Raw genomic sequence first — 26576 nt, forward strand, 5'->3', positions numbered from 1 at the left:
GAACGGTCGCCAATTTGGCATCGCCACCCGAAAGCGCGCACTATCGGCCCATAGCCGATGCGTTGGAGGATGCCGTGGCAAAAAAAATCGACCGCATCGCCCAAATGCTCAATTGCCCGGTCAAGGGTGAGGAACTGCGGCGAGCAGTGACTGAGAGTCGTAAGGAGTTTCTGCTGGCGAAGCAGGCAGAGGAAGCGCTTGAGGAAGACGTCCTTGATGATGAATTGATCGAGGACGGAGACGACGATGATGAATACGACGAGTTCGACTGGACGACCGAATGAAAGAACGCCCTAGCGGCAAACGCCAACTGTCAGGTGGAGCGCTGCGCCTTGTAGGAGCAAGCTTGCTCGCGATGGACGTTAACGCTAACGCGTTCTTTCTGAATAAACGCATCGCCCTTGAGTCCATCATCGCAACACCGCCAGGAGCAAGCTGCCGAAACGGTGTTCGCAGAGCTTTACGCACTCCTTAATGGCATTGAAGCGAAGCAACGCAGCACTTAGCTACTCCTTCAAATTGCAGCTCCCAACAAAAACAGGACCTGCAATTTCAATGGTGGGCTACCGTTATTCTGCGGCTTGTTCCTTCCGCAACGCTGGTCCTTGCGTCAGCACTTTCCCCACATCATCAACCAGCGCCTTACTCAGCGCCGTCAAATAACGCGCAGCCCAGGTGTAACGATCGCTTTCCCTGTCGTAGGCAGCGTCTTTGGACGTGCTTTGGCGAGGAACAGAAAATCGGAAGCCATGCCTAACGCATCGCCGAGAGGCACACCGCGAGTGACGTGGAACACCGCCTGATCCGAGCAGTAGATGGCAGGCGTTAAGCCGATGGTTTTCAGCTCTGATGGGTCGATCATATGCCACCTCCATTGACGGAGGTGCGGTGGGATTGCGATTCAAGATCGCGTTGAAGGGCAAAACGAATTTCGGACGGATTTTTGTTGCGCATGGTCTAGCTCCTTGACGAGGAACTGCCACTTTTTCGTTACCAAGCGAATGGATGGCAGCTGTGCGCAGGTTGGTAAACCGGGAGTCAAGGAATCCGGCACGCCCGAAGACGTCCCACGCACAGCGGCCATAACTCAAAACTGCGGGCATAAAAAAACGCCTGCAAATCTGATGGGGGCGCTGTTGCGCTCAACTCTCGGGTTACCAAGCCCGGTCGCTGAATTGGCAGCGACGGCGGAAGGGTATCGTGCAGGTCGATCGTGCAACTTCGGATGTTGGGCGAGTGGTGACGGCGATTGTCAGAGTGCCAAATGGTCGGGGACTACCAAAGAAACCACCCAAGAAATACCCAGAAAATAACCAAGAACTACCCAAGTATCGAGCCTTCGGAGCGGGGGGCGATACCGAAGCTACTGCCGCATACCTGGAAACCGGTTCGCGAGGTGTGATACTCGTTCGGTTTGACCGAACTACTGAATTTTTCAGGGATCCGCCCCGAAACGCCACCCACAAAAAAGCCCCAGACCCTAAGATCTGAGGCTTTCTCGTTCCTACTTATGGTGCACCAGGCGGGATTCGAACCCACGACCACTGCCTTCGGAGGGCAGTACTCTATCCAGCTGAGCTACTGGTGCAATGCGGGCGCCATGATACTCATAAGCGATGCGGGCGTCCATGCTGCTGAATCGCCTGTGTTTTCGGGCCTGTAACGACCCTTTACTACGCTGATCAGAAAAAACCCGCAAATGCGCCGTTTTCGTTCTTTTTTTCGAACAGGCTATTGTCCTTTACCCCCTTTGATCCTAGGATTCGTTTGAGATTTCAAACGCTCTTGTCTGGGTGCTGAACCGCACGAGTCCAATCCGTGCGCTATTTATGTGCTTCAGCCCGGTGAATGATTTCCCTGACGGCAGCCTTCGAGGCGCCTTTCTACAATCATAATTCGCTCCGCGCTGGTCGCGGTGCTGTTAAGGAAAGCCGACATGCAGCTTAAAGACACCCAGTTGTTCCGCCAGCAAGCCTTTATCGATGGCGCTTGGGTCGATGCGGACAATGGTCAGACGATCAAGGTCAACAACCCGGCAACGGGCGAAATTCTGGGTACTGTGCCGAAAATGGGCGCTGCCGAAACCCGCCGTGCGATCGAAGCCGCTGACAAGGCGCTGCCGGCCTGGCGTGCACTGACCGCCAAGGATCGCGCGAACAAGCTGCGTCGCTGGTTCGAACTGATCATCGAGAACCAGGACGACCTCGCTCGCCTGATGACCCTGGAACAGGGCAAGCCACTGGCCGAAGCCAAGGGCGAGATCGTTTACGCCGCTTCCTTTATCGAGTGGTTCGCCGAAGAAGCCAAGCGCATCTACGGTGATGTGATTCCCGGCCACCAGCCGGACAAGCGCCTGATCGTGATCAAGCAGCCAATCGGCGTGACCGCTGCTATCACTCCGTGGAACTTCCCGGCCGCGATGATCACCCGCAAGGCGGGTCCAGCGCTGGCTGCCGGTTGCACCATGGTGCTCAAGCCTGCTTCGCAAACCCCGTTTTCCGCATTTGCTCTGGCCGAGCTGGCCCAGCGTGCCGGCATTCCGAACGGTGTGTTCAGCGTTGTTTCCGGCAGCGCCGGCGACATCGGCAGCGAGCTGACCAGCAACCCGATCGTGCGCAAATTGTCCTTCACCGGCTCGACCGAAATCGGTCGTCAGCTGATGGCCGAATGCGCCAAGGACATCAAGAAAGTCTCGCTGGAACTGGGCGGCAACGCGCCGTTCATCGTGTTCGACGACGCGGACCTGGATAAGGCCGTCGAAGGCGCGATCATTTCCAAGTACCGCAACAACGGCCAGACCTGCGTCTGTGCCAACCGTCTGTACATCCAGGATTCGGTCTACGACGCGTTCGCCGAGAAGCTGAAAGTGGCCGTGGCCAAGCTCAAGATCGGTAACGGTCTGGAAGACGGCACCACTACCGGTCCGCTGATCGATGAAAAAGCCGTGGCCAAGGTTCAAGAGCACATCGCTGATGCCGTCAGCAAAGGCGCAACCGTTCTGGCCGGTGGCAAGGTCATGGAAGGCAACTTCTTCGAGCCGACTATCCTCACCAACGTGCCGAAGAACGCTGCGGTGGCCAAGGAAGAAACCTTCGGTCCATTGGCGCCGCTGTTCCGCTTCAAAGACGAAGCCGAAGTGATCGCGATGTCCAACGACACCGAGTTCGGCCTGGCTTCGTATTTCTATGCCCGTGACCTGGGTCGTGTGTTCCGTGTGGCGGAAGCCCTGGAATACGGCATGGTCGGGGTCAACACCGGGTTGATCTCCAACGAAGTCGCGCCGTTCGGCGGCATCAAGGCGTCGGGCCTGGGCCGTGAAGGCTCCAAGTACGGCATCGAAGATTACCTGGAAATCAAATACCTCTGCCTGGGCATCTAAGCTCGCAAGACAAGAGCCGGGCAAGGCATTGCTTCAAGCGGAAAGGGCACGAGAGCGCTGTCCCTTTCCGCGCTTCAAATGGAATTTTCTCTGTGGCCGGGAAAGCTGTGGCAGTCGATCATCGCATGCTGCCGCAGTTGCCTCCCCGCCGCATTTTCCTTGAACCACGCCGCCCGATGAGCGGTGAATGAGGACTGTATGAGCAAGACTAACGCATCCCTGATGAAACGCCGCGAAGCCGCTGTACCACGCGGTGTTGGCCAGATTCACCCGATCTTCGCCGAGTCCGCGAAGAACGCCACAGTGACCGACGTTGAAGGTCGCGAGTTCATCGACTTCGCCGGCGGTATCGCCGTGTTGAACACCGGTCACCTGCACCCGAAAATCATCGCCGCCGTGACCGCGCAGCTGAACAAGCTGACTCACACTTGCTTCCAGGTACTGGCCTACGAGCCATACGTTGAACTGTGCGAAAAAATCAACGCCAAGGTGCCAGGTGATTTCGCCAAGAAAACCCTGCTGGTGACCACCGGTTCCGAAGCTGTAGAGAACGCCGTGAAAATCGCCCGTGCCGCCACTGGCCGTGCCGGCGTGATCGCGTTCACCGGCGCTTACCACGGTCGCACCATGATGACCCTGGGCCTGACTGGTAAAGTCGTGCCTTACTCGGCCGGCATGGGCCTGATGCCAGGCGGCATCTTCCGCGCGCTGTACCCGAACGAACTGCACGGCGTGAGCATCGACGATTCGATCGCCAGCATCGAACGCATCTTCAAGAACGACGCCGAACCGCGTGACATCGCCGCCATCATCATCGAGCCGGTCCAGGGCGAAGGCGGTTTCTACGTCGCGCCTAAAGAGTTCATGAAGCGTCTGCGCGCACTGTGCGACCAGCACGGCATCCTGCTGATCGCTGACGAAGTGCAGACTGGCGCTGGCCGTACCGGCACCTTCTTCGCCATGGAGCAGATGGGCGTTGCCGCCGACCTGACCACCTTCGCCAAATCCATCGCTGGCGGCTTCCCGCTGGCTGGTGTGTGCGGCAAGGCCGAATACATGGACGCCATCGCGCCAGGCGGCCTGGGCGGCACCTACGCCGGTAGCCCGATCGCTTGCGCCGCGGCCCTGGCCGTGATGGAAGTGTTCGAAGAAGAACACCTGCTGGACCGCTGCAAGGCTGTCGGCGAGCGTCTGGTCACTGGCCTGAAAGCCATTCAGGCCAAATACCCGGTGATCGGCGAAGTGCGTGCCCTGGGCGCGATGATCGCGGTCGAGTTGTTCGTTGATGGCGATAGCCACAAGCCGAACGCTCCAGCGGTAGCCGCCGTTGTGGCCAAGGCTCGCGACAAGGGCCTGATCCTGCTGTCCTGCGGCACTTACGGCAACGTTCTGCGTGTGTTGGTACCACTGACTTCGCCGGATGAGCAACTGGACAAAGGTCTGGCAATCATCGAAGAGTGCTTCGCGGAGCTTTGATTTAAAGTGCTCTGATGAAAGTGTGAGCTGATCGACAAAAAACCCGCTTCGGCGGGTTTTTTTGGCTCCCGAAACCCTCCGCGCTGTAACGAATGTCTCGCCTTGAGTAAGGTGCACGCATTTGCCAATGGAGTGTGCAGATGACCGCTGTGGTGTTACCTGCTGTACCGCGTGTGCTGATTGCCGAGGCCGACTCCTGGTCCCGTGATCTGCTCAAGCAAGTACTGTTGAGCGTGCGCTGCGACGTACGGCTGAATCTGTGTGCCGATGGTCAGGAAGCATTGCGCTTGCTCGCGGAATATCCCTACGACCTGGTGATCGTTGACAGGGAGTTGCCCGGCATCGATGGCTTGAATGTGTTGCGCAGTGTTCGCCAGCGCAAACGTAATCCGCCACTGCCGTTCATTCTGATGAGCAGCCGTAACGACAGTGCCAGCGTGCGCCAAGCCTTGCCTCTGGCGCCTGCGGCCTATCTGACCAAACCCCTGAACATGGCAAGCCTGACCCGGCGTCTGCAGGGTTTGCTGCTCAATGCTGGCGAGCAAGTATTGTGCGATGGGCCGACGCTGGCGCCGGGCATGACCTTGTCGGTTTTCCTGGAGCGCCGACGCGAGCTGGCTGATGGCGCATCGCTGATGACCGACGTGCAGTTGGCGCTCAAGCGCAGCCTCAATCCCGACAGCATCGATCTGACGCTGTTGCATGACGAGCTCCGTACCGATCCGCAGATCACCGCCGTGCTGATCGCCGCCGCCAACAGCGCGGCCCGGTATCAGGGTGTTGCCGTACAGACCCTGTCCCAGGCGCTGCAGCGTCTTGGCATCGAACAAAGCATGAACCTGGTGCTGGGTTTGGCCCTCAGGCGAAGTGCGCGGTTCAGCGATCGGTGCCTGGCGGATTACGCCGAGCGTTATTGTGAACTGTCGCTGCACACCGCCGAATATGCGCGGGCCCTGGCGCACTTGCTGGATCTGGATCAGGAGCGCTGTTATTGCGCCGGCATGCTGCATCGACTGGGCGAACTGGCGTTGTTGCGGTCTTTGCAGGAATGGAAACAAGCCGGGGGTGAGCTGGATGAGTGGGAGGAGGTGGGGAACGCGCTGGCGCAATTCGGCGCGGCTTATGGTTCGGCGTTGCGTACCCGTTGGCGTTTGCCACTGCAGTTGCGAGGGCTGATTGCGGCGGTCTACGAGCTGGGTGGTGGGGTTTATTCCAGAGAAGCACTGGTAATGAACATGGCTGCGCAGTTGGCGCGCCTGACCGGGCAGGAGGACATTGAGGCGCTGGCGAAGGGCCGAACGGCGCGGTTGCTCAAGATCGGAGTGCCGGAATTGATGCGTTTGCGCCAAACGCAAGCCTAGCCGCAGAGGATGCGATTCTTGCCCTGACGCTTCGCCTCGTACATCGCCGCATCGGCGCGGGCGAACAGGGCGTCGATGTTTTCATCCTCGGCCGTGAGGCTGGTCAGGCCCTGGCTGATGGTGATGCCGAACGTCTGGTCGTCATGGCAGAAGCTCAATCGCTGAATTTCCCGTTGCAGGCGCTCGGCCACTTGCATGGCCATGTCCGGTGCACAACCGGGGAATACCGCCGCGAACTCCTCACCGCCGATTCGCCCGAATACATCACCACGCCGCAAGGAACCTCGACCGCTCTCGGCGATCCGTTGCAGCACGCTATCGCCCACCTGGTGGCCATAGGTGTCATTGATCACTTTGAAATCATCGATGTCCAGGATCAGGAACGACAGAGGCGCGCCTTGATTTCGCGCCTGTTCGAATTCGTGGTTGGCGCATTCGAAGAAGTGTCGGCGGTTGCTGCTCTGGGTTAGCCCATCTGTGGTAGCCAGGCGGTGGAGTTCGGTTTCCATGTGCTTCTTGTCGGTGATGTCTTCGGCGATTCCGACGATGATCACCGGCTGTCCCGGCTCGGCCAGGCGGTTGATGAAGCACTTGTCACTCAGCCAGCGTACCTGGCCGTCGGCGGCAATGATGCGGTACTCACGGTTCTCAACGGCGCCTTTGTCCAATACGTCGGCCATGCTGCGCTCGGCATAGTCCAGGTCGTCGGGGTAAATGCTGTCGCGCCATTGGTTGTAGTCGGCCAGTAAAAGGCCGGCGGAACGGCCAAAAATCCGCTCGTAGGCAGGGCTCACATAGAGCATCTGGCGGGCTTCCCAGTCGAATGCCCAAAGCACCGCGTTGACGCTCACCAGCAGGGAGCTGAACAGCTGTTCGCGTTCGCTCAGGCGCGCCACTTCGCCTTGGGCATGAATCAGCGCCATTAGCGTCTGCGCGGCCTCGGGCCACTGTGGAAGGGATGAGTCTTGTAGGTTTCTATTGACCATCGGTACAAAATCTCAAAGGGCGTGTGCCGCTCGAGGTTCGAAAGCGGCCACCACAAAGCCCGCCTGGATGGCGAAGTGTCTTTGAGATAGGGGATTTGAAGTGAAGTTCCCGCCTTTCGTGGCGAGGGAGCTTGCTCCCGCCGGGCGGTACTGGCGACGCGTTTATCAGTTAAAACGCGTCGTCAGGTTTTCCACGGCCTTCGCCGCCGAGCGGGAGCAAGCTCCCTCGCCACCGTCAGACGGTAGCGGCAGGGCGCAGGGAGTAAGTTTTCAACTGGTCGGCGAATTCGCGCAGCGATTGGATTCCGCTGGCTTCGGCTTCGTGGACCCAATCCTTGATGGCGGCCAGCATGTCGTGACCATTCGAGCTGGTCTTGAGCCAGATCTGTTGCAAGGCCAGGCGTTTCTCGTAGATGACCTTCAGCGCCTGACTGTGCTCGAGCATGGTCTGGATGCGCAGGTGGTGTTTTTCATCCAGCAGGCTGGTTTCCCGCGAGAGCAGGCGCTTGGCCCGGTGGAACTGGTGACGAACCGAATGATCGACCTTTTCCAGCTCTTGCTTGACCAGCGGGGCGATCACCAGCTTGCGGTACTGGGCCATGATCTGGAAGCGGTTGTTGAGGATGGCCATGGCGGTGTCCATATCCAGGTTGCCTTTACCTTCGACCCGGTGGGCAATCGGCGCGACGCGCTGGACCTTGGCCAAGCGGAAGAAACTGAAGACTTGTATCCAGGCCCAGCCGAGATCGAATTCCCACTTCTTCACCGACAGTTTCGCCGAGTTCGGGTAAGTGTGATGGTTGTTATGCAGTTCTTCGCCGCCGATCAGGATGCCCCAAGGCACCAGATTGGTCGCCGCATCGCGGCATTCGAAGTTGCGGTAGCCAATGGCATGGCCCAGGCCGTTGACCACGCCGGCAGCCCAGACCGGGATCCACATCATCTGGATGGCCCAGATGGTGATACCGATGGTGCCGAACAGCAGCAGGTCGATAACGCCCATGATTGCCACACCCAGCAGGGGGAAACGGGTATACAGGTTGCGTTCGATCCAGTCGTCGGGGCAGTTCTTGCCGTAGATACGCAAGGTCTCGGGGTTTTCCGCTTCGGCGCGGTACAGCTCGGCACCTTTGCGCAGGACGGTGGACAACCCCTTGATGACCGGGCTGTGCGGGTCATCTTCGGTTTCGCATTTGGCGTGATGCTTGCGGTGGATAGCGGTCCACTCGCGGGTGTTCTGGGCGGTGGTCAACCACAACCAGAAGCGGAAGAAATGTTTCAGGCCGGCATTGAGCTCAAGCGAGCGATGGGCTGAATAACGGTGCAGATAGACCGTGACGCCAATGATCGTCACGTGGGTCATCAGCAGGGTGACTGCCACCAGTGACCAGGGCGACAAGCCGAGAAAACCTTCGTACCACATAGGCTAATGGGCCCTCGATAAAGAAAAAAACAGCCGTTGCATTATCACTGAGCCTACAGATAAAACCAGTCACCCTTTCAGATAAGAGTGGCTGGATGTTTCTTTAACCTATAATCCCATCCTTTCGAAAGGACATGGACGGCCGAATGTCTGCTACCTATCGCGATGCTCTGCGCGTCGCGCTGCTCTACCTTCTGGTTTCAATAGTCTGGCTGCAATTGAGCGGTCATTTATTGAGCAGCTTCTTCGATAGCTCCGAGGCGTTACAGCGATGGCAGCTGATCAACGGTTACGCCTGGGTCGTGTGCAGCGCCGGATTGATATTCCTGGCCCGTGCGCGTTTGTTCCGCTGCCTGGGGGGCGGCGCCAGGTTGCGTGAGCACGGTGAAGACCGGGAACGTTTGCGACAGGCGGCCGCGGTGTTCGATTGCACCCGTGAAGGGGTGCTGGTCACCAATAGCAATGGACTGATTGTTCACGTGAATCGGGCGTTCATGGAAATCACCGGTTACCTGCGTGAGGAAGTGCTGGGTCAGCGCCCGAGCCTGTTCAAGTCGGGACATCATCCGCCCAGTTTCTACCAGGCAATGTTCGCGACACTCAATAGCGTCGGCGAGTGGAGCGGGGAAATCTGGAACCGGCGCAAATGCGGCGAGATCTACCCGCAATGGCAGACGATCCGCCTCATTCATGACGATCAGGGACGGCTCAGCCAGTACGTGGCGGTGTTTTCCGACATCAGCGCGATCAAGAACTCTGAACATCAACTCAAGCACCTGGCACACCACGACCCGCTGACCGACCTGCCCAACCGCTTGCTGTTCACCGACCGCACCGAACAGGCGCTGGCTTCGGCGCAGGTTCACAAGCGTGGTTGTGCGTTACTGCTGATTGATCTGGATCATTTCAAGATGATCAACGACAGCCTCGGGCACACGATCGGTGATCAGCTGCTCAAGGCCGTGGCCGAACGGTTGCAAGCCCTGTTCGGCCAGGGGATTACCCTGGCGCGGCTGGGCGGTGATGAGTTCGCCGTGCTGGCCGAGAACTGTCCGCAGCTGATGCAGGCGGCGGCGCTGGCTCAGCGGATCATCGATGGCTTCAAGCAGCCATTCCTGATTGACGGGCATCAGCTGTTTATCAATACCAGCATCGGTATCAGCCTGTTTCCTGCTGATGCGTTGAGCGCTGAACAGCTGCTGCGTAACGCCGACTCGGCGCTGTTCAAGGCCAAAGGTGCTGGCCGGGACGGCTACGCCCTCTACACGGAAGAGCTGACTGCCCACGCCCAGCAACGGGTCGAGACGGCGGTTGAGCTGCGCCGTGCGCTGGAGCAGCAGGAACTGCGTGTGTACTACCAGCCGGTTCACGACCTCAGGACCTGCCGCCTGATTGGCGTCGAGGCGCTGGTGCGCTGGGAGCATCCACAGCGTGGGCTGGTGCCGCCGGCAGAGTTCATTCCCATTGCCGAACGCACCGGATTGATTGCGCAGATCGATGCCTGGGTGATGCAGCAGGCTTGTCGGCAAATGTGCCAGTGGCTGCAAGCCGGTGTGGCGTTGTCGTTTGTGGCGGTAAATGTCTCCTCGCGATTGTTCGCTCACCGTGAGTTGTTTCAGCAGGTGGCAAAAATACTGCACGAAACCGGGCTCGATCCGGCCTGCCTGGAACTGGAAGTCACTGAAAGTGCGGTGATGGAAGATCCGGAAGTGGCGCTGGAGCAGATGCATCGACTGCGCGAACTGGGTGTGCGTCTGGCCATCGATGACTTCGGTACCGGCTATTCATCGTTACTGCGCCTCAAGCGATTGCCGGTGCAGAAGCTCAAGATCGATCAGGGATTTGTCGCGGGGTTGCCTTGGGATGAGGATGACGCGGCGATTGTGCGGGTGATCATTGCCCTGGCGCAGAGCATGGGGATGCAGGTGCATGCCGAAGGGATCGAGCAGGTCGAGCAGGCGGGGTTCCTGCTTGAGCACGGTTGCGATCTTGGGCAGGGCTACTGGTTTGGGCGACCGGTGCCGGCTGGGCAGCTGGACTGGATGCGGGCACCGGAAATTCGCTAGACACCGAACGATCCCCCTCCCTTGTAGGAGCTGGCTTGCCAGCGAAGGCGGCCTCAAGTCCCGCAGCGCCCATGAAGATGCCCTCGCCGGCAAGCCGGCTCCTACATGGGCGTTTAGTTATTTAGTTATATAAACATTCTTAAATAGTCTTTTTAAGAATATCAGCGCTTGCCTACTATTGCTCTCACGCCGCAAGCAGTGCCGCCCACTGCCAGGCAACCTCTCAGTCGAAGGAGCAGCACCATGAGCGCATCCCTACGTAGCGTTGACGGTCAAGACGAAGCCACCATCTTGCGTGAAATCCAGAGTGCCTTGCGCGACCTGCGGTTCGGCGCTGTTGAAATCACTGTGCACAACGCGCAGGTGGTTCAGATCGAACGCAAGGAAAAATTCCGTTTGCAGAACCCGAGCAATAAACCGAGCTGAAACAGCAGATCAAAAGATCGCAGCCTGCGGCAGCTCCTGCGGGGGACCGAGGTGGGCGCTACCGAAGGCGGTGATCTTTTAACCGGCAACCGCGATCCCAACAAATCCATAAGAAAAGCCATCACCCACAGAATTCCAGGAGCTTTCACCATGTCGTCGATTCGTCATTTCGCTTTGGCCGCCCTGGCCAGCGCCCTATTTGCTGGTTCCGCGGTCGCCAAGGATTACGAACTGCTCAACGTGTCGTACGACCCGACCCGTGAGCTGTATCAGGACTACAACGCCGAATTCGTCAGTTTCTGGAAGAAAGCACATCCGGGCGACAACGTGAAAGTCCAGCAATCCCATGGTGGCTCGGGCAAACAGGGCCGGGCGGTGATCGACGGTCTGCGCGCCGACGTGGTGACGCTGGCCCTGGCGGGTGACATCGATGAAATCGCCAAGCTTGGCAAGACCCTGCCGGCCGACTGGCAGAAACGTCTGCCAGAGGCGAGCACGCCGTACACGTCGACCATCGTGTTCCTGGTGCGCAAGGGCAATCCCAAAGGCATCAAGGATTGGGGCGACTTGACCAAAAGTGGTGTGGAAGTCATCACCCCGAACCCGAAAACCTCAGGCGGTGCACGCTGGAACTTCCTGGCAGCATGGGCCTATGGCCTCAAAGCCAACGGCGGTGACGAAGCCAAGGCCAAGGAATACGTGCAGACCCTGTTCAAGCACGTTCCCGTTCTGGACACCGGCGCTCGCGGTTCGACCATCACCTTCGTCAACAACGGTCAGGGCGACGTGTTGCTGGCCTGGGAAAACGAAGCTTTCCTGGCGCTGAAAGAAGAGGGTGGCGCCGACAAGTTCGACATTGTGGTGCCTTCGCTGTCGATCCTCGCCGAGCCCCCGGTGGCCGTCGTCGACAAAAACGCCGAGAAAAAGGGCAACACTGAAATTGCCGAAGCCTATTTGAAACACCTGTACAGCCCTGCGGGTCAGGAAATCGCGGCGAAAAACTTCTATCGTCCACGTGACAAGGACGTCGCAGCCAAGTATGCCAAACAGTTCCCGACCCTGGACCTGGTGACCATCGACAAGGACTTCGGCGGCTGGAAAACCGCGCAACCGAAATTTTTCAATGACGGTGGCGTGTTCGACCAGATTTACCAGGCGCAGTAATCTGACTTTAGCCACACACGAGCCTGATGCTCAGGCGCGTACTTTGTGGGAGCGGGCTTGCTCGCGAAGGCGGTGTGTCATGCGACGTAAGAGTTGACTGATACGCCCCTTCGCGAGCAAGCCCACTCCCACATTAATGCGTTTAGCGGATAGTTTTTTTAACCAAGGACTTTTATGTCGCGTCGTATCTCCCCCGTCATACCCGGCTTCGGGCTGACGCTGGGCTACACCTTGGTGTACCTCAGCCTGATTGTGCTTATTCCACTGGCGGCGATGTTCGTGCATGCCGCTCAACTCACCTGGGATCAGTTCTGGGCGATTATTTCGGCGCCGCGGGTGCTGGCGGCGTTGAAGCTGAGCTTCGGCACCGCCCTCTGCGCCGCGATCATCAACGGCATCATCGGCACACTGCTGGCCTGGGTGCTGGTGCGCTACACCTTCCCGGGCCGAAAAATCATCGATGCGATGATCGATCTTCCGTTTGCATTGCCCACTGCCGTTGCCGGTATCGCGTTGACCGCGCTCTACGCGCCGAACGGCTGGGTGGGGCAGTTCGCGGCCGACCTGGCGTTCAAGATCGCGTATACCCCCCTCGGCATCACGCTGGCACTGACTTTTGTAACGCTTCCATTCGTGGTACGTACAGTACAGCCAGTATTGGCCGATATCCCCCGCGAAGTGGAGGAAGCGGCGGCGTGTCTCGGTGCGAAACCCTTGCAGGTCTTCCGCCATATTCTGGTGCCGGCATTGCTGCCAGCCTGGTTGACCGGCTTCGCTTTGGCCTTTGCCCGCGGGGTTGGCGAGTATGGATCGGTGATTTTCATCGCCGGCAACATGCCGATGAAAACCGAGATCCTCCCGCTGCTGATCATGGTCAAGCTCGACCAGTACGATTACACCGGCGCTACCTCCATTGGTGTACTGATGCTGGTGGTTTCCTTCATCCTGTTGCTGCTGATCAACTTGCTGCAGCGGCGCATCGAAACCCCATAAGGAGGCGCACACATGTCCCAATCGTCTATTGCTGCGGCTTCCTCGAACGCCTCCCGCCGTGGCAGCGCCTCATCGCGGCGACTGCTGATCGGCCTGGGCTGGCTGATTTTTGGCCTGTTCCTGTTGTTGCCGCTGGTTATCGTGGTGTCCCAGGGCCTGAAGCTCGGAATCGGTGCGTTCTTCACCGCGATCTTTGAACCGGATGCGTTGTCGGCTCTGAAACTCACGGTGATCGCCGTGCTGATTTCGGTGCCCCTGAACCTGGTGTTCGGCGTCAGTGCGGCGTGGTGCGTGAGCAAGTACTCGTTCCGCGGCAAAAGTATCCTCGTGACCCTGATCGACCTGCCGTTCTCGGTGTCGCCGGTGATCGCCGGCCTGGTCTATGTGCTGATGTTCGGCGCCCAGGGCTTGTTCGGGCCATGGTTGCAGGACCACGACATCCAGATCGTCTTCGCTTTGCCGGGCATCGTGCTGGCGACGATTTTCGTCACCGTGCCGTTTGTGGCCCGCGAGTTGATTCCGCTGATGCAGGAACAAGGCACTCAGGAAGAAGAGGCGGCCCGCCTGCTCGGAGCCAATGGCTGGCAGATGTTCTGGCATGTCACCGTACCCAACATCAAATGGGGCCTGATCTACGGCGTCGTGCTGTGCACCGCGCGGGCCATGGGTGAGTTCGGTGCGGTATCGGTGGTTTCCGGGCACATTCGCGGGGTGACCAACACCCTGCCGCTGCACGTCGAGATCCTCTACAACGAATACAACCACGTGGCCGCGTTCGCCGTGGCGAGCCTGTTGCTGATCCTGGCGCTCTTCATCCTGCTGCTCAAGCAGTGGAGCGAAAACCGTATTAACCGCCTGCGCGCCAGCGCCGCGGAGGAATAAGTCATGTCGATCGAAGTGCGTAACGTCAGCAAGAATTTCAACGCGTTCAAGGCGCTGGATAACATCAGCCTGGACATCCAAAGTGGCGAGCTCGTGGCGCTGCTCGGTCCGTCCGGTTGCGGCAAGACCACGCTGCTGCGGATCATCGCCGGTCTCGAAACCCCGGATAAAGGCAGCATCGTGTTCCACGGTGAAGATGTCTCCGGTCATGATGTGCGTGATCGCAACGTCGGCTTCGTGTTCCAGCACTACGCCCTGTTCCGCCACATGACCGTGTTCGACAACGTCGCGTTCGGCCTGCGCATGAAACCGAAAAACCAGCGCCCGAGCGAAAGCCAGATCGCGGTGAAAGTCCACGAGTTGCTGAACATGGTGCAACTGGACTGGTTGGCGGATCGCTATCCGGAACAACTGTCCGGGGGGCAGCGTCAACGGATTGCCCTGGCCCGCGCCCTGGCGGTGGAGCCGAAGGTGCTGCTGCTCGACGAACCGTTTGGCGCCCTCGACGCCAAGGTCCGTAAGGAGCTGCGCCGCTGGCTCGCACGGCTGCACGAAGACATCAACCTGACCTCGGTCTTTGTGACCCACGACCAGGAAGAAGCCATGGAAGTCGCCGACCGCATCGTGGTGATGAACAAGGGTGTGATCGAGCAGATCGGCTCACCGGGTGAGGTCTATGAAAACCCCGCCAGCGATTTCGTCTACCACTTCCTCGGCGACTCGAACCGTCTGCATTTGGGCGAAGACAACCACGTGCTGTTCCGTCCTCACGAAGTGTCGCTGTCGCGCCATGAACTGGAAGACCATCACGCCGCCGAGGTGCGGGATATCCGTCCATTGGGCGCGACGACCCGGGTAACGCTGAAGGTTGAAGGCCAGAGCGATCTGATCGAAGCGGAAGTGGTGAAGGATCACGACAGCCTGGTCGGGTTGGCGAAGGGCGAGACGCTGTTCTTCAAGCCGAAGGTCTGGCAGAAAGTCGCCAATCTCTAAATCAAAAGCAAAAGCTTCGCGAGCAAGCCCGCTCCCACATTCATCTATGGCGTTCACGAATAATGTGTTCACTGGAGCCCGCAATGTGGGAGCGGGCTTGCTCGCGAAAGCGATTTACGCCGCAGCGTTATCCTGGCGCAAACGCACACCACCCGCCCGCGCCTCGATCTGCGCTTTCAGCTCCCGCCGCAGCCCCAGCAAAAACGCCAGCTCCACCACCACAAACAGCGGCCCGACAATCAACCCCGTCACATCGTCGACAAACGCCGGCTTGCGCCCTTCATAGTGATGACCGACAAACTGAATCGCCCAGCCGATCACAAACATCCCGACGCCGCTCGCCAGCCAGACCAGCGTGCTTTGCTGCGCGAGCACCTGACCTGCCCAGATGCACAGCCCGAGCAATACACTCATCAACACCCCGAGGCGCAGTTCCAGGCGCAGGTAAAACCACGCCGACGCCAGCGCGACCAACACCGCCGGTGACAGCCAGCCCCCGGCCCATTGCGGACGCGACAGCAGCACCGCCACCGCCACTACAATCAACGGAATGCCGACGAAGTGGGTGGCAATATTGCGCGGGTCGCGATGGTAGGTAGCGTATTGACCGAGATGGTCGACGAGGCTTTTCATTGTTATTCCTCCTGTTGAGTGCTGGATCATGCCCCAGATTCATATTTTGCGCTGTCAGTCAGACGACAAGGACGTTTTTTATTGATGGGCTTTGTCCGCGAACACGCCTAGCCTGTGATGACGACAATCGAGGTGTGCCATGCGTGTGCTGTTAGTGGAAGACGAGCCTGAGCTCGCCAGTCTTTTGGCCAAAGGCCTGAGTGAGGCGAGTTATGCCGTGGATGTGGCCGTCACCGGGATGGCTGGCCGTCGTTTTATCGAGTCCGGCGAGTACGAGCTGATCATCCTCGACGTCATGCTGCCGGGGCTCAACGGCTGGCAGTTGCTGCAACAGATCCGCAAGCTGGGCGATACGCCGGTGCTGCTCCTGACGACCAAAGATGGCATCGAGGATCGCCTGCGCGGGTTGGAACTGCATGAAGATGATTACCTGCTCAAGCCGTTTGCGGTGAGCGAGTTGGTGAAGCGGGTGCGCAAGGTGTTGCGGCGGGATCGGGGGCGCTGACTGGGTCGGGCCTGGTCAAAAAATGAACTGGATATCTGCTTTGATCTGCACTAAATACAATGCATATTCACGAATTGTGTAATTTTGCACGGTATACAATGCAGGTTGATTGTATGGAAAACCTTGGCCAGACAATCCGGTCGCTACGAAAAGAGCGAAAATTAACCCAACAGGATTTGGCGAATCAGTATGGAATGAGCCGTTCCACGATCTCAGGTATCGAGAACAACACCATCCCTGAAATCGGTTTGCGCAAGGTTGAGGCGATCCTGAACGGTTTTGGCTACGAACTCACCGCAGTCCCCCGTCAGTCGCAACGTCCAACTCTGGATTCTTTGAAAAAGGTCAATTTCCATGGTTGAGCTGCAGGAAAAGGATCGGCTGCGGATCACTGTCTCCGGCACCCCTGTAGGCATCCTTGGTCGGGGTCAGTCACGCATCGATTCCGTATTTGCCTACGCCGAAGATGCGCTGGAAGAAAACGCCGTCTCGTTGACCATGCCCGCTCGCCTCGAGAGCTATACGTGGGAGCAAGGTGTTCCGCCAGTTTTTGAAATGAATCTGCCGGAGGGCGCTCTGCGCGATGAACTGACCCGTCGCTTCAGCAAGGCGTTTCTGGTGTGCAACCAAAAGTGCTGATCCGGGATAGTGCGACGACCGTTGACCGGCTGACCCATCGAGGAGCGACACATCTGGTCAAATCCTTTCGTCCAGAAGAATACCCTGAGCTTGCTGCGAACGAATATTTCTGCATGCGCGCCGCGCTGCATTCGGGTCTCGAAGTGCCGAAGTTTGAACTCAGCGAACACGGCAAATTTTTGATCGTCCAGCGCTTCGATCTGAACGACAAGGGTTGTCTGGGGTTCGAGGATTTCTGCGTACTCAACGCCTGGCCGTCGAAGGCCAAATACGATGGTTCGTACGAGGGTGCCGCGAAACAGATCAAAGAGTTTGTCTCCCCGCCGTTACTCAAGCACGCCCTTGAGTCGTTTTTCAGAATCGTCGCTTTGTCGTCCGCTCTGAAAAACGGCGATGCTCACCTCAAAAATTTCGGTGTGCTGTACGAACATTGTGGTGCTGATGCGCAAATCAGACTGGCTCCGGCCTACGACATCGTCACGACTTCGGTGTACATAAAGGCAGACAGCATGGCGTTGCTGTTAGGTGGGTCAAAGGCATGGCCAAAATACAAAATGCTGATGCGTTTTGGTCGGTCGGCCTGCAACCTGACTGAGGGGCGGTGCAATGAACTGCTGCAGCAAGTCGACCACGGAATAGATGTGGCAATGGCGGAAATGGCCGATTACATCAAGGTAAGTAGCGTTTTTGCCGAGGTTGGTGAAGCAATGATGGAACAGTGGAAATCGGGTGTAGCGCGCAGCCTGGTCAAAAGCTGATCACCGCAACCCCTCCCGAAACTGCCCCGGCGTCATCCCCGTCCAGCGCTTGAACGCGCGACTGAAGCTGCTGGTATCGGCAAACCCCAACAAATAGCTGATCTCACTCAACGAACACTGCGGGTCACGCAGGTGCAGCAGCGCCAGGTTTTCGCGACTTTCATTGAGCAGCGTATCGAACCGACAGCCCTCGTCCGCCAGATGCCGTTGCAGGCTGCGCAAGCTCAGGTGCAGGGCCTGGGCGATGCGTTCGGCGCTGGGCTCGCCTTCGGGCAGTTGCTCTTCAATGGCGTCGCGGACCTTGCGCTCCCAGGTCAGGGGCTTGAGTTGCGCGAGCGTGCGCTTGAGCACCGCTTCGTTATGCTCGGCCAGTTCCGGGTTGGCATCGTCGAGGTGGCTGTCGAAATCCACCAGCGCGAACTCCAGGCGGTCTTCATCGGCGGCGAAGTACACCGGCGAGCGAAAGACTTTGTGCCATTGATGTGAATCGCTGGGTTCCGGACGCCGCAGATACACCGCCAGTGGCGCGTAGTCGCGTCCGAGACGATTGCGGCAGGTGCGTACGTAAATCGCCGCGAAAGCATCGATGGCCTCGAAAGCCGGGGCCGGATTGCCGGGCGGGATTTTCAGGCGGAAGCGGTAGCGGTCGTCGGTGCGGCTCAGTTCCAGTTCCAGGGCATCGCTGACCACCTGGTGATAACGCACGATCCGCTCGAATACTTCCCGCAGGCTGCCGCTGGCCACCAGCGCATAACCGAGCGCATGAAACGTGGTCGGGCTGACAAAGCGCGACACCCGCAAGCCGATCGCCGGGTCGCCGCTGACCTGCACCGCGATTTCCCACAGGCGCGTCGTTCCGGACAACGGGTAACGGGCGTTCGGGTCGTCCATCAGTTGCGGGTCGAGCCCCGCCTGCCGGCACAGGGCGGTGCTGTCGAGGCCCAGCGCATCGAGTTGCTTGCGCAGGGCACGGGTCCAGCTGGCGAGGGAGGTCGGTTCAGTCATGCTGATTGGCGCTTCCGGTCAACAGGTTGGCGTTCACGGCTACCACCTTGCGAGGGGTCGCGAGGCAGGATGCGAGCATCAATAACCAGAGGATGGAAGCATGGACGGTACTTCTGCAAGCCCCCAGCGACTGAATGCAGCACAGCGCGCGGCACATATTCGTGAGGTGGTGCTGGCCAAGGGCGTCGAACTGCGGCGGCGCTACCCGATTCTCAACCATCAGGATGCCTTGGGCGTGGGCATTCTGGCCTTCGCCCTGGCCGGGATGATCGGCTCGGCGACGCTCTACATCACCGGGCACATGGCTTGGTGGGTGTGCCTGTTGCTCAACGCGCTCTTTGCCTCGCTGACCCACGAGCTGGAACACGATTTGATACATAGCATGTACTTTCGTAAACAACGTGTACCGCACAACCTGATGATGGCGCTGGTGTGGCTGGCGCGGCCGAGCACGATCAACCCGTGGATTCGTCGGCATCTGCACCTCAATCATCATAAGGTCTCCGGTACGGAAGCCGACATGGAAGAGCGGGCGATCACCAACGGCGAACCCTGGGGATTTGCGCGGCTGCTGATGGTGGGTGACAACGTGATGTCGGCGTTCATCCGAATGTTGCGAGCCAGGACCTGGGCTCATAAATTCAGCATCATCAAGCGCACCCTGAAGGTTTACGCGCCACTGGCGCTGGTGCATTGGAGCGCGTGGTACGTGTTTCTCGGCTTTCACGCGGCAAACGGCATCGCGGCGCTCATGGGCACTGCTATCGAATGGTCGGCGACAACGCTGGCGGTGATGCAAGTGATCGACATCGCGGCGGTCGTGATCATCGGCCCGAATGTATTACGCACCTTTTGCCTGCATTTCGTCAGCTCGAACATGCACTACTACGGTGACGTGGAGCCCGGCAACGTGATCCAGCAGACCCAGGTTTTGAACCCGTGGTGGATGTGGCCGATGCAGGCGTTCTGCTTCAACTTCGGCAGCAGCCACGGCATCCATCACTTTGTGGTGAAGGAACCGTTCTACATCCGCCAGTTGAGCGTGCCGGTGGCGCATAAGGTGATGCGTGAGATGGGGGTGCGGTTCAACGATATCGGGACATTCGGGCGGGCGAACCGATTTGTGCGCAAGGAGCGGCAGACCATTGGAAGCGTGCGATCGGCACAGGCCTGACCTGTCAAAATGGTCGAGGAGGTCGGCGCTCGGCTGGGATCTTATATGTCGTATTGATCTATAAATAATTCTAAATATTCTTTTAAAGAATAATAGGTTTGAGCAATGATGGGTTCAACGAAGCCAAGCGCCAAATAGCGAGTTCATCAAACCGAAACCTTTGCACGCTAAACATTACTGGAGGCTCACCTCGCGACGTTGCAGGTGTTCTTCGCTGGATATCAGTTTCCGGGACCGTCTCCTTGGCAGGGTGCGGTCCCTTTTTTATTCCGGGCATAAAGACCCTGGAGGAGCTGGTTTGTCAGATCGCCGCGGCGCGGCGAATGCTTTCTGTCAGGCGATAATGCTTTGCCAGAAATACCGCTTTCGCCGGCAAGCCAGCGCCTACAGGTTTTTTACTTTATATTCTATTTAGATCTTAATAAATAGCTTCTTATTCCTTAACGAACATAACTCTCCTCCCTATACTCGACCAGGAACAGACACGCAGCAGGAGAGCTCCCCCATGCGCAACGAATCAATTCGCTACCTGATGGTGCCGGGCTGGCAAGGATCGCCAGAAGATCATTGGCAAAGCCACTGGCAGAACAGCTTGCCGAATAGCGCACGGGTGGAGCAGGCCGACTGGCTGACGCCGCGCCGTGAAGACTGGGTCGCGGCGCTGGCCGAGGCGATTGCCGCGGATAGCACGCCAGTGATCCTGATCGCCCATAGCCTGGGCTGCATTACCGTTGCCCATTGGGCCGCCACTGCGCCTGTGCAGTTTTTACGTCAGGTTCGCGCTGCCTTGCTGGTGGCGCCTGCGGACGTCGAGCGCCCGGCTTGCGCACCTGCCTTGCGCAATTTCGCGCCCATTCCGACCGATCTTCTGCCGTTCCCGAGCCAGGTTGTCAGCTCGGACAATGACAGCGCCGTGAGTGCGCCGCGAGCCTTGGAGCTGGCCCGCAACTGGGGGGCCGAGGCGGGGATTTTGTCGGGTGCCGGACACATCAACGTGAAGTCCGGTCATCAGCGCTGGGAGCAGGGGTTTGCCTACCTCTATCGTCTGCAAAATCGCATGGAGCACCACGCCCTGCGCCGCGCTTGAACTTTTTTTTAAGAATCGCCCCCGTCTCCCGGCGGTTTTGGGCGGGAGTCTGCCATGAGTTTCGAAACGTTCGGTCAGCCGCTGCTGACCTTCCCCGATGCAGAAAAAAGTCCCCTGAGCATCCGCGCCAAAGCGTTGGTGTTCGTCGATCCGCGCTCGCGACAGTTGCGCCAGGAGCTGGAACAACTGGCACCGCGTTCGATCTCCGTATTGATCCGTGGCGAAACCGGCAGCGGCAAAGAATTGCTGGCGCGGCACATTCATCGCGCCAGTGATCGCGGGGGGTTATTCGTTTCGGTGAATTGCGGCTCGATCAGCCCCACGTACGCCGATGCCGAATTGTTTGGCTACGCCGCCGGCAGCTATAGCGGTTCGGCCAGCAGTCGCGCCGGCTGGTTCGGTTCGGCCAACGGCGGGACGCTCTATCTGGACGAGATCGGCGACCTGCCGCTGCCGATCCAGGTCAAACTGCTTGCCGCCCTGGAAAACCACGAAGTCACCCGCGTCGGCGCCCAGCAACCGAGTCCGGTGGATGTGCGCCTGGTGGCCGCCACCAGCATCGATCTGGCGCAGGCGGTGGCCGCCGGTAAATTTCACGAGCGGCTTTATCACTACCTCAGTGAAGGCCAGCTCGAACTGCCGGCGTTGCGTGAGCGGGTAGGCGATATCCTGTCATTGTCCGAATACTTCCTTGGTATCTACAGCCAGCGCCTGGACCTGCCAGTGCCGCTGATCAGCGAAGCGGCGCAGCAGTTATTAGAGGCGCATAGCTGGCCCGGAAATACCCGAGAGCTGGAAAACGTCATTCACTTTGCGCTGCTGGTGAGCACAGGTGACGAGATTTTGCCGGAGCATTTGAATTTGCCGGAAGTACCTGCCTCGCTGGTGTCGATCGAGCGGCAACTGAAGCACATCCTCCGCGAAGGCACTGCAAGCGAGCAAGCCGCGCTGAAACAACTCTTGAAAGACACCGCGCTCTTGTAGGAGCAAGCTTGCTCGCGAACCAGACGGCGCGGTGTGTCAGGCAGGACGCCTTCGCTGGCAAGCCAGCTCCTACAGGGCAATGCGGCGCTCTTGTAGGAGCAAGCTTGCTCGCGAACCAAACGGCGCGGTGTGTCAGGCAGGACGCCTTCGCTGGCAAGCCAGCTCCTACAGGGCAATGCGGCGCTCTTGTAGGAGCAAGCTTGCTCGCGAACCAGACGGCGCGGTGTGTCAGGCGGGACGCCTTCGCTGGCAAGCCAGCTGCTACAGGGCAATGCGGCGCTCTTGTAGGAGCAAGCTTGCTCGCGAACCAAACGGCGCGGTGTGTCAGGCAGGACGCCTTCGCTGGCAAGCCAGCTGCTACAGGGCAATGCGGCGCTCTTGTAGGAGCAAGCTTGCTCGCGAACCAGACGGCGCGGTGTGTCAGGCGGGACGCCTTCGCTGGCAAGCCAGCTCCTACAGGTCAATGCGGCGCTCTTGTAGGAGCAAGCTTGCTCGCGAACCAGACGGCGCGGTGTGTCAGGCAGGACGCCTTCGCTGGCAAGCCAGCTCCTACAGGTCAATGCGGCGCTCTTGTAGGAGCAAGCTTGCTCGCGAACCAGACGGCGCGGTGTGTCAGGCGGGACGCCTTCGCTGGCAAGCCAGCTCCTACAGGTCAATGCGGCGCTCTTGTAGGAGCAAGCTTGCTCGCGAACCAGACGGCGCGGTGTGTCAGGCAGGACGCCTTCGCTGGCAAGCCAGCTCCTACAGGTCAATGCGGCGCTCTTGTAGGAGCAAGCTTGCTCGCGAACCAGACGGCGCGGTGTGTCAGGCGGGACGCCTTCGCTGGCAAGCCAGCTCCTACAGGTCAATGCGGCGCTCTTGTAGGAGCAAGCTTGCTCGCGAACCAGACGGCGCGGTGTGTCAGGCAGGACGCCTTCGCTGGCAAGCCAGCTGCTACAGGTTGATGTGGTGGAATGCGGGCAAAGCTGGAGCAGACGCTGTATGAACAAAATGGAATATGAAAGTGAATAAAAGATATTGTTCGGGAATAAAAAATCCCGGTATTGTCCGTGTCACGCCAGCGATAGCACTTCACTGGCACCTGTATTAATAGCCGTCGTCGATGACGACCGCGATTTTCGATAAGGACACTGCATGAAAAAGGTTCTGTTGTTCACCGCACTGGCGGCTGCCCTGACGGCGAGTCTGGCCCAGGCTGGCGAGAAACTGGTGGTGGCGGCGACTCCGGTGCCACACGCCGAGATTCTTGAGCTGATCAAGCCGACCCTCGCCAAAGAAGGCGTGGACCTGGAAATCAAAGTCTTCACCGACTACGTTCAGCCCAACGTACAGGTCGATCAGAAGCGTCTGGACGCCAACTACTTCCAGACCCTGCCGTACCTGAACAGCTTCAACGAAGGCAAAGGCACTAACCTGGTGACCGTGATCGGCGTGCACGTCGAACCGTTCGGTGGCTACTCGAAGAAAGTCAAAAGCCTGGCTGAATTGAAAGACGGCGCGACCATCGCCATTCCGAACGAAGGCAGCAACAGTGGCCGTGCCCTGATCCTGTTGCAAAAGGCTGGCCTGATCGAGTTGAAAGACCCGAAAAATGCCCTGGCGACCCCGAAAGACATCGCCAAGAACCCGCACAACTTCAAGTTCAAGGAGCTGGAGTCAGCCATGCTGCCGCGTGTTCTGGACCAGGTCGACCTGGACATGATCAACACCAACTACGCGTTGGAAGCGGGTCTGAACCCGGCTAAAGACGCGCTGGTGATCGAAGGCGCCGATTCGCCTTACGTGAACTTCCTGGTGGCTCGTCCGGACAACAAGGACAGCGTCGCCATCCAGAAACTGGCCAAGGCCTTGACCAGTCCTGAAGTGAAGGCTTTCATCGAGAAGAAATACAGCGGCGCGGTACTGCCGGCGTTCTGATTCGCGAGGTAAACCCCTTCAAGGTTTCAACGCCGACGGCTTTCGATAGCGTCGGCGTTTTTTATGCAGAAGATCTTTTGATTTTTACGGTCTATGCCACCCTGGCCTTTCGTGCGTAAGGAATCAAGCGATGACGCCAAGCCTGAGCGCGTGATTGTCGAAGGTGGAAAGTGGCAGGGGCCAGGGGCTTGACGGCACGGTTTGCCCCCTCGGGACCTAGCAGTTCTGATAGGTGCCCGGGAGCTGGCTTTTAGTGCATGCTCAGCACTTGGCCGGGAGTTTTTTATGATTACTTCACCCCATGTTGTGTGTCGGTATCGCTATGACGCACTGGATCGTTTGACCGGACTGGAGTTAGTCGGGCAAACCAGTTTGCAACGGTTTTACTGTCACCAGCATCTGGTAACAGACCTGCAAGGGCAGGCCAGCCAGTCCGTATTTCAGCAAGGCACCCGGTTGCTGGCGTTGCAATCGCGCGAAGGCGATGCCATCAATGGTCAATTGCTGGCCACCGATCAGCAGCGTTCCGTCTTGCGTGTCACCGACCCCGGGGGATCTGTGCAGCAGGTCTATACGCCTTACGGTCATCGCCGGGCTGAAAGTGGTCTTGGCAGTCTTCTGGGTTTCAACGGCGAAGCGGTCGATCCGGTCTCTGGCCATTATTTACTGGGTATTGGTCATCGGGTATTCAACCCGGTGCTGATGCGTTTCAATAGCCCGGACAGATTGAGTCCGTTTGATATGGGGGGGCTCAATCCGTATGCGTATTGTTTTGGGGACCCAGTGAATTTCAGTGATCCGACGGGGCGGTTTGCCGAGATTGGCAGGCTCGTCACGAGCCTTTTCGGTGTAGTGAACGCACGGATTGTCATGTCCCCGGCCATCCCCTACAAGCTAGCCAAGGATGCCTTGCAATGGGGGGCGGCGGGGCAGTTACCGTTGAAATACACCGTCGGTGCAGCGGGTTCGACCGTGGCAGGTGTCGCGACGATGGTTTCGGCTTTAACGGGGGTTGCCAGTGCCGTTGCTGCAATTACCGGAGACTCTGAATCGGCCAAAACCCTGGGGTTTGTTGCGTTGGGGTTGGCAGGGCTTACGGTGGTATCAAGATTGGGTTCTAAATGGGCCGCTCGTGATCCCAGGACCATTCCCGCCTTGAAGAGTTTTGTGGAAGGCCGTAAACAGCCGGTGGCTATGCCTTCACCTGTTTCAGGAGTACTGCCAGAGTCCCTTCTACCTTCAGCACCTCCTCTGACTCCAGGCTCGCCACAAGCATCAGCACCATTTTCGACACCTGGGCCGATTGGTTTTGAAGGCTTCAGGTATCCTGAAAATACTAGTCGGACAGTCAATTTTTTGAACAAACAACTCGACAGGCAGCCTGGCATTTTCAAGAATGCCAAGCGCATTCGCCGTCACTCCACATAAAGCACAGCCGTAACGTCGGATCAGTCAATCCGGCCAATACCAGGCCGGCTCATCCAGCATTCGCTGCCCTACAATCCCGGTCTGGCCCAACGTCTTCTCCAGCACGATGCAATTGCATTCCTCATCCTCTTGCAGCGCCGAGATCAATCGCCGCGCATGGGAAACTACCCATACCTGGCACTGCTCCGACGCGCGAATAATCAGCCGCGCCAACGCTGGCAACAGGTCCGGGTGCAAACTGGTTTCCGGCTCGTTCAGCACCATCAGCGACGGGGGGCGGGGCGTCAGCAGCGCGGCGACCAGCAGCAAGTAGCGCAACGTCCCATCGGACAACTCGGCTGCCGATAACGGTCGCAACAACCCTTCCTGATAAAACTCAATGGCAAACCGTCCGCCCTGCAACGGCGCGATGCTCAATCGCGCCCCCGGGAACGCGTCACTGATCGCCGTCTGCAAAGCCTCTGGATCGCCGATTTCCCGGATGGTCTGCAACGCGGCAGCCAGATCACGACCATCGTGGTGCAGCACCGGCGTGCGGGTGCCCAACTGCGGTTGGCGCACGGGTGCGTCGGCATCGCTGCGAAAGTGATCGTAGAAACGCCAGCGACGGATGAATTCACGCAACTGCATGACTTCCGGTGAGGTGCGAAAGCTGCCGACCTGATCGAACAGGCTGTCGAAATTCGGCGTGTGCTGCGCCAGTACTTCCCAGCCAAGACCTTCACGCGCACGAATCATCGGGCCGTCGCGATCTACCAGCAGGCTGGCCGGGCGATAGAAAGGCCCGGACCAGATGCATTCCTTTTTGATTTCCGGGTCCAGGGAAAAACACGAAAGGGTCTTTTCCGGCAGACCCAGTGCAATGGAATAACTGAAGTCTTCCCCGGCAAACCCCAGGCGCAGGCGTTTCACGCCCTGTCGAACAGTCGCCTCGATCGGCACTTCGCCGTTGCGCATGCGGCGGCTGATGTGTTCCGGGCCGGCCCAGAAGGTCGAATCCAGCCCGCCCTCGCGAGCCAAGGCATTGACCACGCCACCCTGGGCGGTTTCGGCCAACAGGCGCAACGCGCGGTAGAGGTTGGATTTGCCACTGCCGTTGGGGCCGGTGATCAGGTTCAGCCGGCCCAGCGGGATCACCAGTTTATTGATCGAGCGGTAGTTGGCGACCGCGAGGGTTTTGAGCATGGAGGACGTTCTCTGTGGTCCAGAATCGGCATCAGCATAACCGCGATGGTGAATTACGTTGTTGAGCTGCCTGAGGCTGCGATCTTTTGACTTTTAGCGATTCGTGATATTG

The 26576-nt window shown here is 58.7% G+C and carries 22 protein-coding genes, 1 tRNA gene and 2 pseudogenes; 18 read left to right on the top strand and 7 right to left on the bottom strand.

Annotated elements, in window-relative coordinates:
- The first annotated feature begins 14 nt into the window (after positions 1 to 14).
- Entirely contained in the window at positions 15 to 284 is a 270-nt protein-coding gene (locus tag ELQ88_RS03470) for a hypothetical protein (protein ID WP_228761585.1), read from the top strand.
- A gap of 285 nt (positions 285 to 569) precedes the next feature.
- On the opposite strand, the pseudogene ELQ88_RS03475 reads toward ELQ88_RS03470, so the two are convergent.
- Positions 570 to 862: pseudogene (locus ELQ88_RS03475) on the bottom strand (DUF3077 domain-containing protein).
- Positions 863 to 1511: 649 nt separating this feature from the next.
- Positions 1512 to 1588: transfer RNA gene (locus tag ELQ88_RS03485), tRNA-Arg, on the bottom strand.
- 348 nt (positions 1589 to 1936) lie between these two features.
- Between ELQ88_RS03485 and gabD the strand changes: the two genes are divergently transcribed.
- The 3 genes from gabD (at position 1937) to ELQ88_RS03500 (ending at position 6216) form a co-directional block, all read left to right on the top strand.
- Positions 1937 to 3379, top strand: coding sequence for an NADP-dependent succinate-semialdehyde dehydrogenase (gene gabD / locus ELQ88_RS03490; protein ID WP_128873893.1), 1443 nt, complete (start codon positions 1937 to 1939; stop codon positions 3377 to 3379).
- Between the two features lie 198 nt (positions 3380 to 3577).
- Positions 3578 to 4855, top strand: coding sequence for a 4-aminobutyrate--2-oxoglutarate transaminase (gene gabT, locus ELQ88_RS03495; protein WP_138963670.1), 1278 nt, complete (start codon positions 3578 to 3580; stop codon positions 4853 to 4855).
- A gap of 140 nt (positions 4856 to 4995) precedes the next feature.
- Positions 4996 to 6216, top strand: a complete 1221-nt coding sequence (locus ELQ88_RS03500) for an HDOD domain-containing protein (RefSeq protein ID WP_138963672.1) — start codon at positions 4996 to 4998, stop codon at positions 6214 to 6216.
- Here the strand turns inward: ELQ88_RS03500 and ELQ88_RS03505 are convergent.
- The gene (locus ELQ88_RS03505; RefSeq protein ID WP_138963674.1) at positions 6213 to 7202 is read right to left on the bottom strand and encodes a sensor domain-containing diguanylate cyclase; all 990 of its coding nucleotides are present in this window, start codon (positions 7200 to 7202) and stop codon (positions 6213 to 6215) included. The two genes, ELQ88_RS03500 and ELQ88_RS03505, sit on opposite strands and share 4 nt — an antisense overlap.
- 235 nt (positions 7203 to 7437) lie before the next feature.
- On the bottom strand, positions 7438 to 8625 hold the full coding sequence (desA, locus tag ELQ88_RS03510; protein ID WP_138963676.1) for a delta-9 fatty acid desaturase DesA: 1188 nt from the start codon (positions 8623 to 8625) through the stop codon (positions 7438 to 7440).
- A 146-nt stretch (positions 8626 to 8771) separates the two neighbouring features.
- On the opposite strand from desA, the gene dibA reads away from it, so the two are divergent.
- From dibA to ELQ88_RS03540, 6 genes are all read left to right on the top strand, one after another.
- Positions 8772 to 10691, top strand: coding sequence for a phosphodiesterase DibA (gene dibA / locus ELQ88_RS03515; protein WP_138963678.1), 1920 nt, complete (start codon positions 8772 to 8774; stop codon positions 10689 to 10691).
- Positions 10692 to 10934: 243 nt separating this feature from the next.
- Entirely contained in the window at positions 10935 to 11117 is a 183-nt protein-coding gene (gene oscA, locus ELQ88_RS03520) for a sulfur starvation response protein OscA (protein ID WP_007945260.1), read from the top strand.
- A 150-nt stretch (positions 11118 to 11267) separates the two neighbouring features.
- Positions 11268 to 12281, top strand: coding sequence for a sulfate ABC transporter substrate-binding protein (locus ELQ88_RS03525; protein ID WP_138963680.1), 1014 nt, complete (start codon positions 11268 to 11270; stop codon positions 12279 to 12281).
- A gap of 174 nt (positions 12282 to 12455) precedes the next feature.
- Positions 12456 to 13274 carry a sulfate ABC transporter permease subunit CysT gene (gene cysT / locus ELQ88_RS03530; protein WP_138963682.1) on the top strand — a complete coding sequence of 273 codons (819 nt, stop codon included), beginning with the start codon at positions 12456 to 12458 and terminating at the stop codon, positions 13272 to 13274.
- 12 nt (positions 13275 to 13286) lie between these two features.
- Positions 13287 to 14156 (top strand): sulfate ABC transporter permease subunit CysW, encoded by an 870-nt coding sequence (gene cysW, locus ELQ88_RS03535; protein ID WP_128873885.1) that lies wholly within the window; start codon positions 13287 to 13289, stop codon positions 14154 to 14156.
- A 3-nt stretch (positions 14157 to 14159) separates the two neighbouring features.
- Positions 14160 to 15149, top strand: coding sequence for a sulfate ABC transporter ATP-binding protein (locus ELQ88_RS03540; RefSeq protein ID WP_128873884.1), 990 nt, complete (start codon positions 14160 to 14162; stop codon positions 15147 to 15149).
- Between the two features lie 114 nt (positions 15150 to 15263).
- Here ELQ88_RS03540 and ELQ88_RS03545 read toward each other — a convergent pair whose 3' ends face one another.
- Positions 15264 to 15782 (bottom strand): Mpo1-like protein, encoded by a 519-nt coding sequence (locus ELQ88_RS03545; protein ID WP_138963684.1) that lies wholly within the window; start codon positions 15780 to 15782, stop codon positions 15264 to 15266.
- A gap of 139 nt (positions 15783 to 15921) precedes the next feature.
- On the opposite strand from ELQ88_RS03545, the gene ELQ88_RS03550 reads away from it, so the two are divergent.
- From ELQ88_RS03550 to ELQ88_RS03560, 3 genes and pseudogenes are all read left to right on the top strand, one after another.
- A complete protein-coding gene (locus ELQ88_RS03550; RefSeq protein WP_128873882.1) occupies positions 15922 to 16287 on the top strand; it encodes a response regulator in 366 nt (121 codons plus the stop codon).
- A gap of 113 nt (positions 16288 to 16400) precedes the next feature.
- Positions 16401 to 16649, top strand: coding sequence for a helix-turn-helix domain-containing protein (locus tag ELQ88_RS03555; RefSeq protein WP_138963686.1), 249 nt, complete (start codon positions 16401 to 16403; stop codon positions 16647 to 16649).
- Positions 16642 to 17684 (top strand): annotated as a pseudogene (locus ELQ88_RS03560) (type II toxin-antitoxin system HipA family toxin). The gene ELQ88_RS03555 and the pseudogene ELQ88_RS03560 overlap by 8 nt, the downstream one beginning before the upstream one ends.
- Here the strand turns inward: ELQ88_RS03560 and ELQ88_RS03565 are convergent.
- Positions 17685 to 18689 carry an AraC family transcriptional regulator gene (locus ELQ88_RS03565; protein WP_138963688.1) on the bottom strand — a complete coding sequence of 335 codons (1005 nt, stop codon included), beginning with the start codon at positions 18687 to 18689 and terminating at the stop codon, positions 17685 to 17687.
- 100 nt (positions 18690 to 18789) lie between these two features.
- Here ELQ88_RS03565 and ELQ88_RS03570 point away from each other — a divergent pair, with 100 nt between their 5' ends.
- The 5 genes from ELQ88_RS03570 to ELQ88_RS03590 all read left to right on the top strand — a co-directional run bounded on the left by ELQ88_RS03570 (position 18790) and on the right by ELQ88_RS03590 (position 25279).
- Positions 18790 to 19863 carry a fatty acid desaturase gene (locus ELQ88_RS03570; protein WP_138963690.1) on the top strand — a complete coding sequence of 358 codons (1074 nt, stop codon included), beginning with the start codon at positions 18790 to 18792 and terminating at the stop codon, positions 19861 to 19863.
- A gap of 505 nt (positions 19864 to 20368) precedes the next feature.
- Complete coding sequence (locus ELQ88_RS03575; protein WP_128873872.1) at positions 20369 to 20950, top strand: alpha/beta hydrolase; 582 nt, start codon at positions 20369 to 20371, stop codon at positions 20948 to 20950.
- A gap of 54 nt (positions 20951 to 21004) precedes the next feature.
- On the top strand, positions 21005 to 21934 hold the full coding sequence (locus tag ELQ88_RS03580) for a sigma 54-interacting transcriptional regulator (RefSeq protein ID WP_138963692.1): 930 nt from the start codon (positions 21005 to 21007) through the stop codon (positions 21932 to 21934).
- A gap of 1134 nt (positions 21935 to 23068) precedes the next feature.
- Positions 23069 to 23851: a MetQ/NlpA family ABC transporter substrate-binding protein gene (locus ELQ88_RS03585; RefSeq protein ID WP_128873870.1), complete on the top strand. Its 783-nt coding sequence runs from the start codon at positions 23069 to 23071 to the stop codon at positions 23849 to 23851.
- Between the two features lie 285 nt (positions 23852 to 24136).
- Complete coding sequence (locus ELQ88_RS03590; RefSeq protein WP_138963694.1) at positions 24137 to 25279, top strand: RHS repeat-associated core domain-containing protein; 1143 nt, start codon at positions 24137 to 24139, stop codon at positions 25277 to 25279.
- A gap of 24 nt (positions 25280 to 25303) precedes the next feature.
- Here ELQ88_RS03590 and ELQ88_RS03595 read toward each other — a convergent pair whose 3' ends face one another.
- The gene (locus tag ELQ88_RS03595; RefSeq protein ID WP_128873868.1) at positions 25304 to 26464 is read right to left on the bottom strand and encodes an AAA family ATPase; all 1161 of its coding nucleotides are present in this window, start codon (positions 26462 to 26464) and stop codon (positions 25304 to 25306) included.
- Positions 26465 to 26576: the final 112 nt, after the last annotated feature.

The sequence above is a fragment of the Pseudomonas sp. MPC6 genome, assembly GCF_006094435.1.
Lineage (GTDB): Bacteria > Pseudomonadota > Gammaproteobacteria > Pseudomonadales > Pseudomonadaceae > Aquipseudomonas.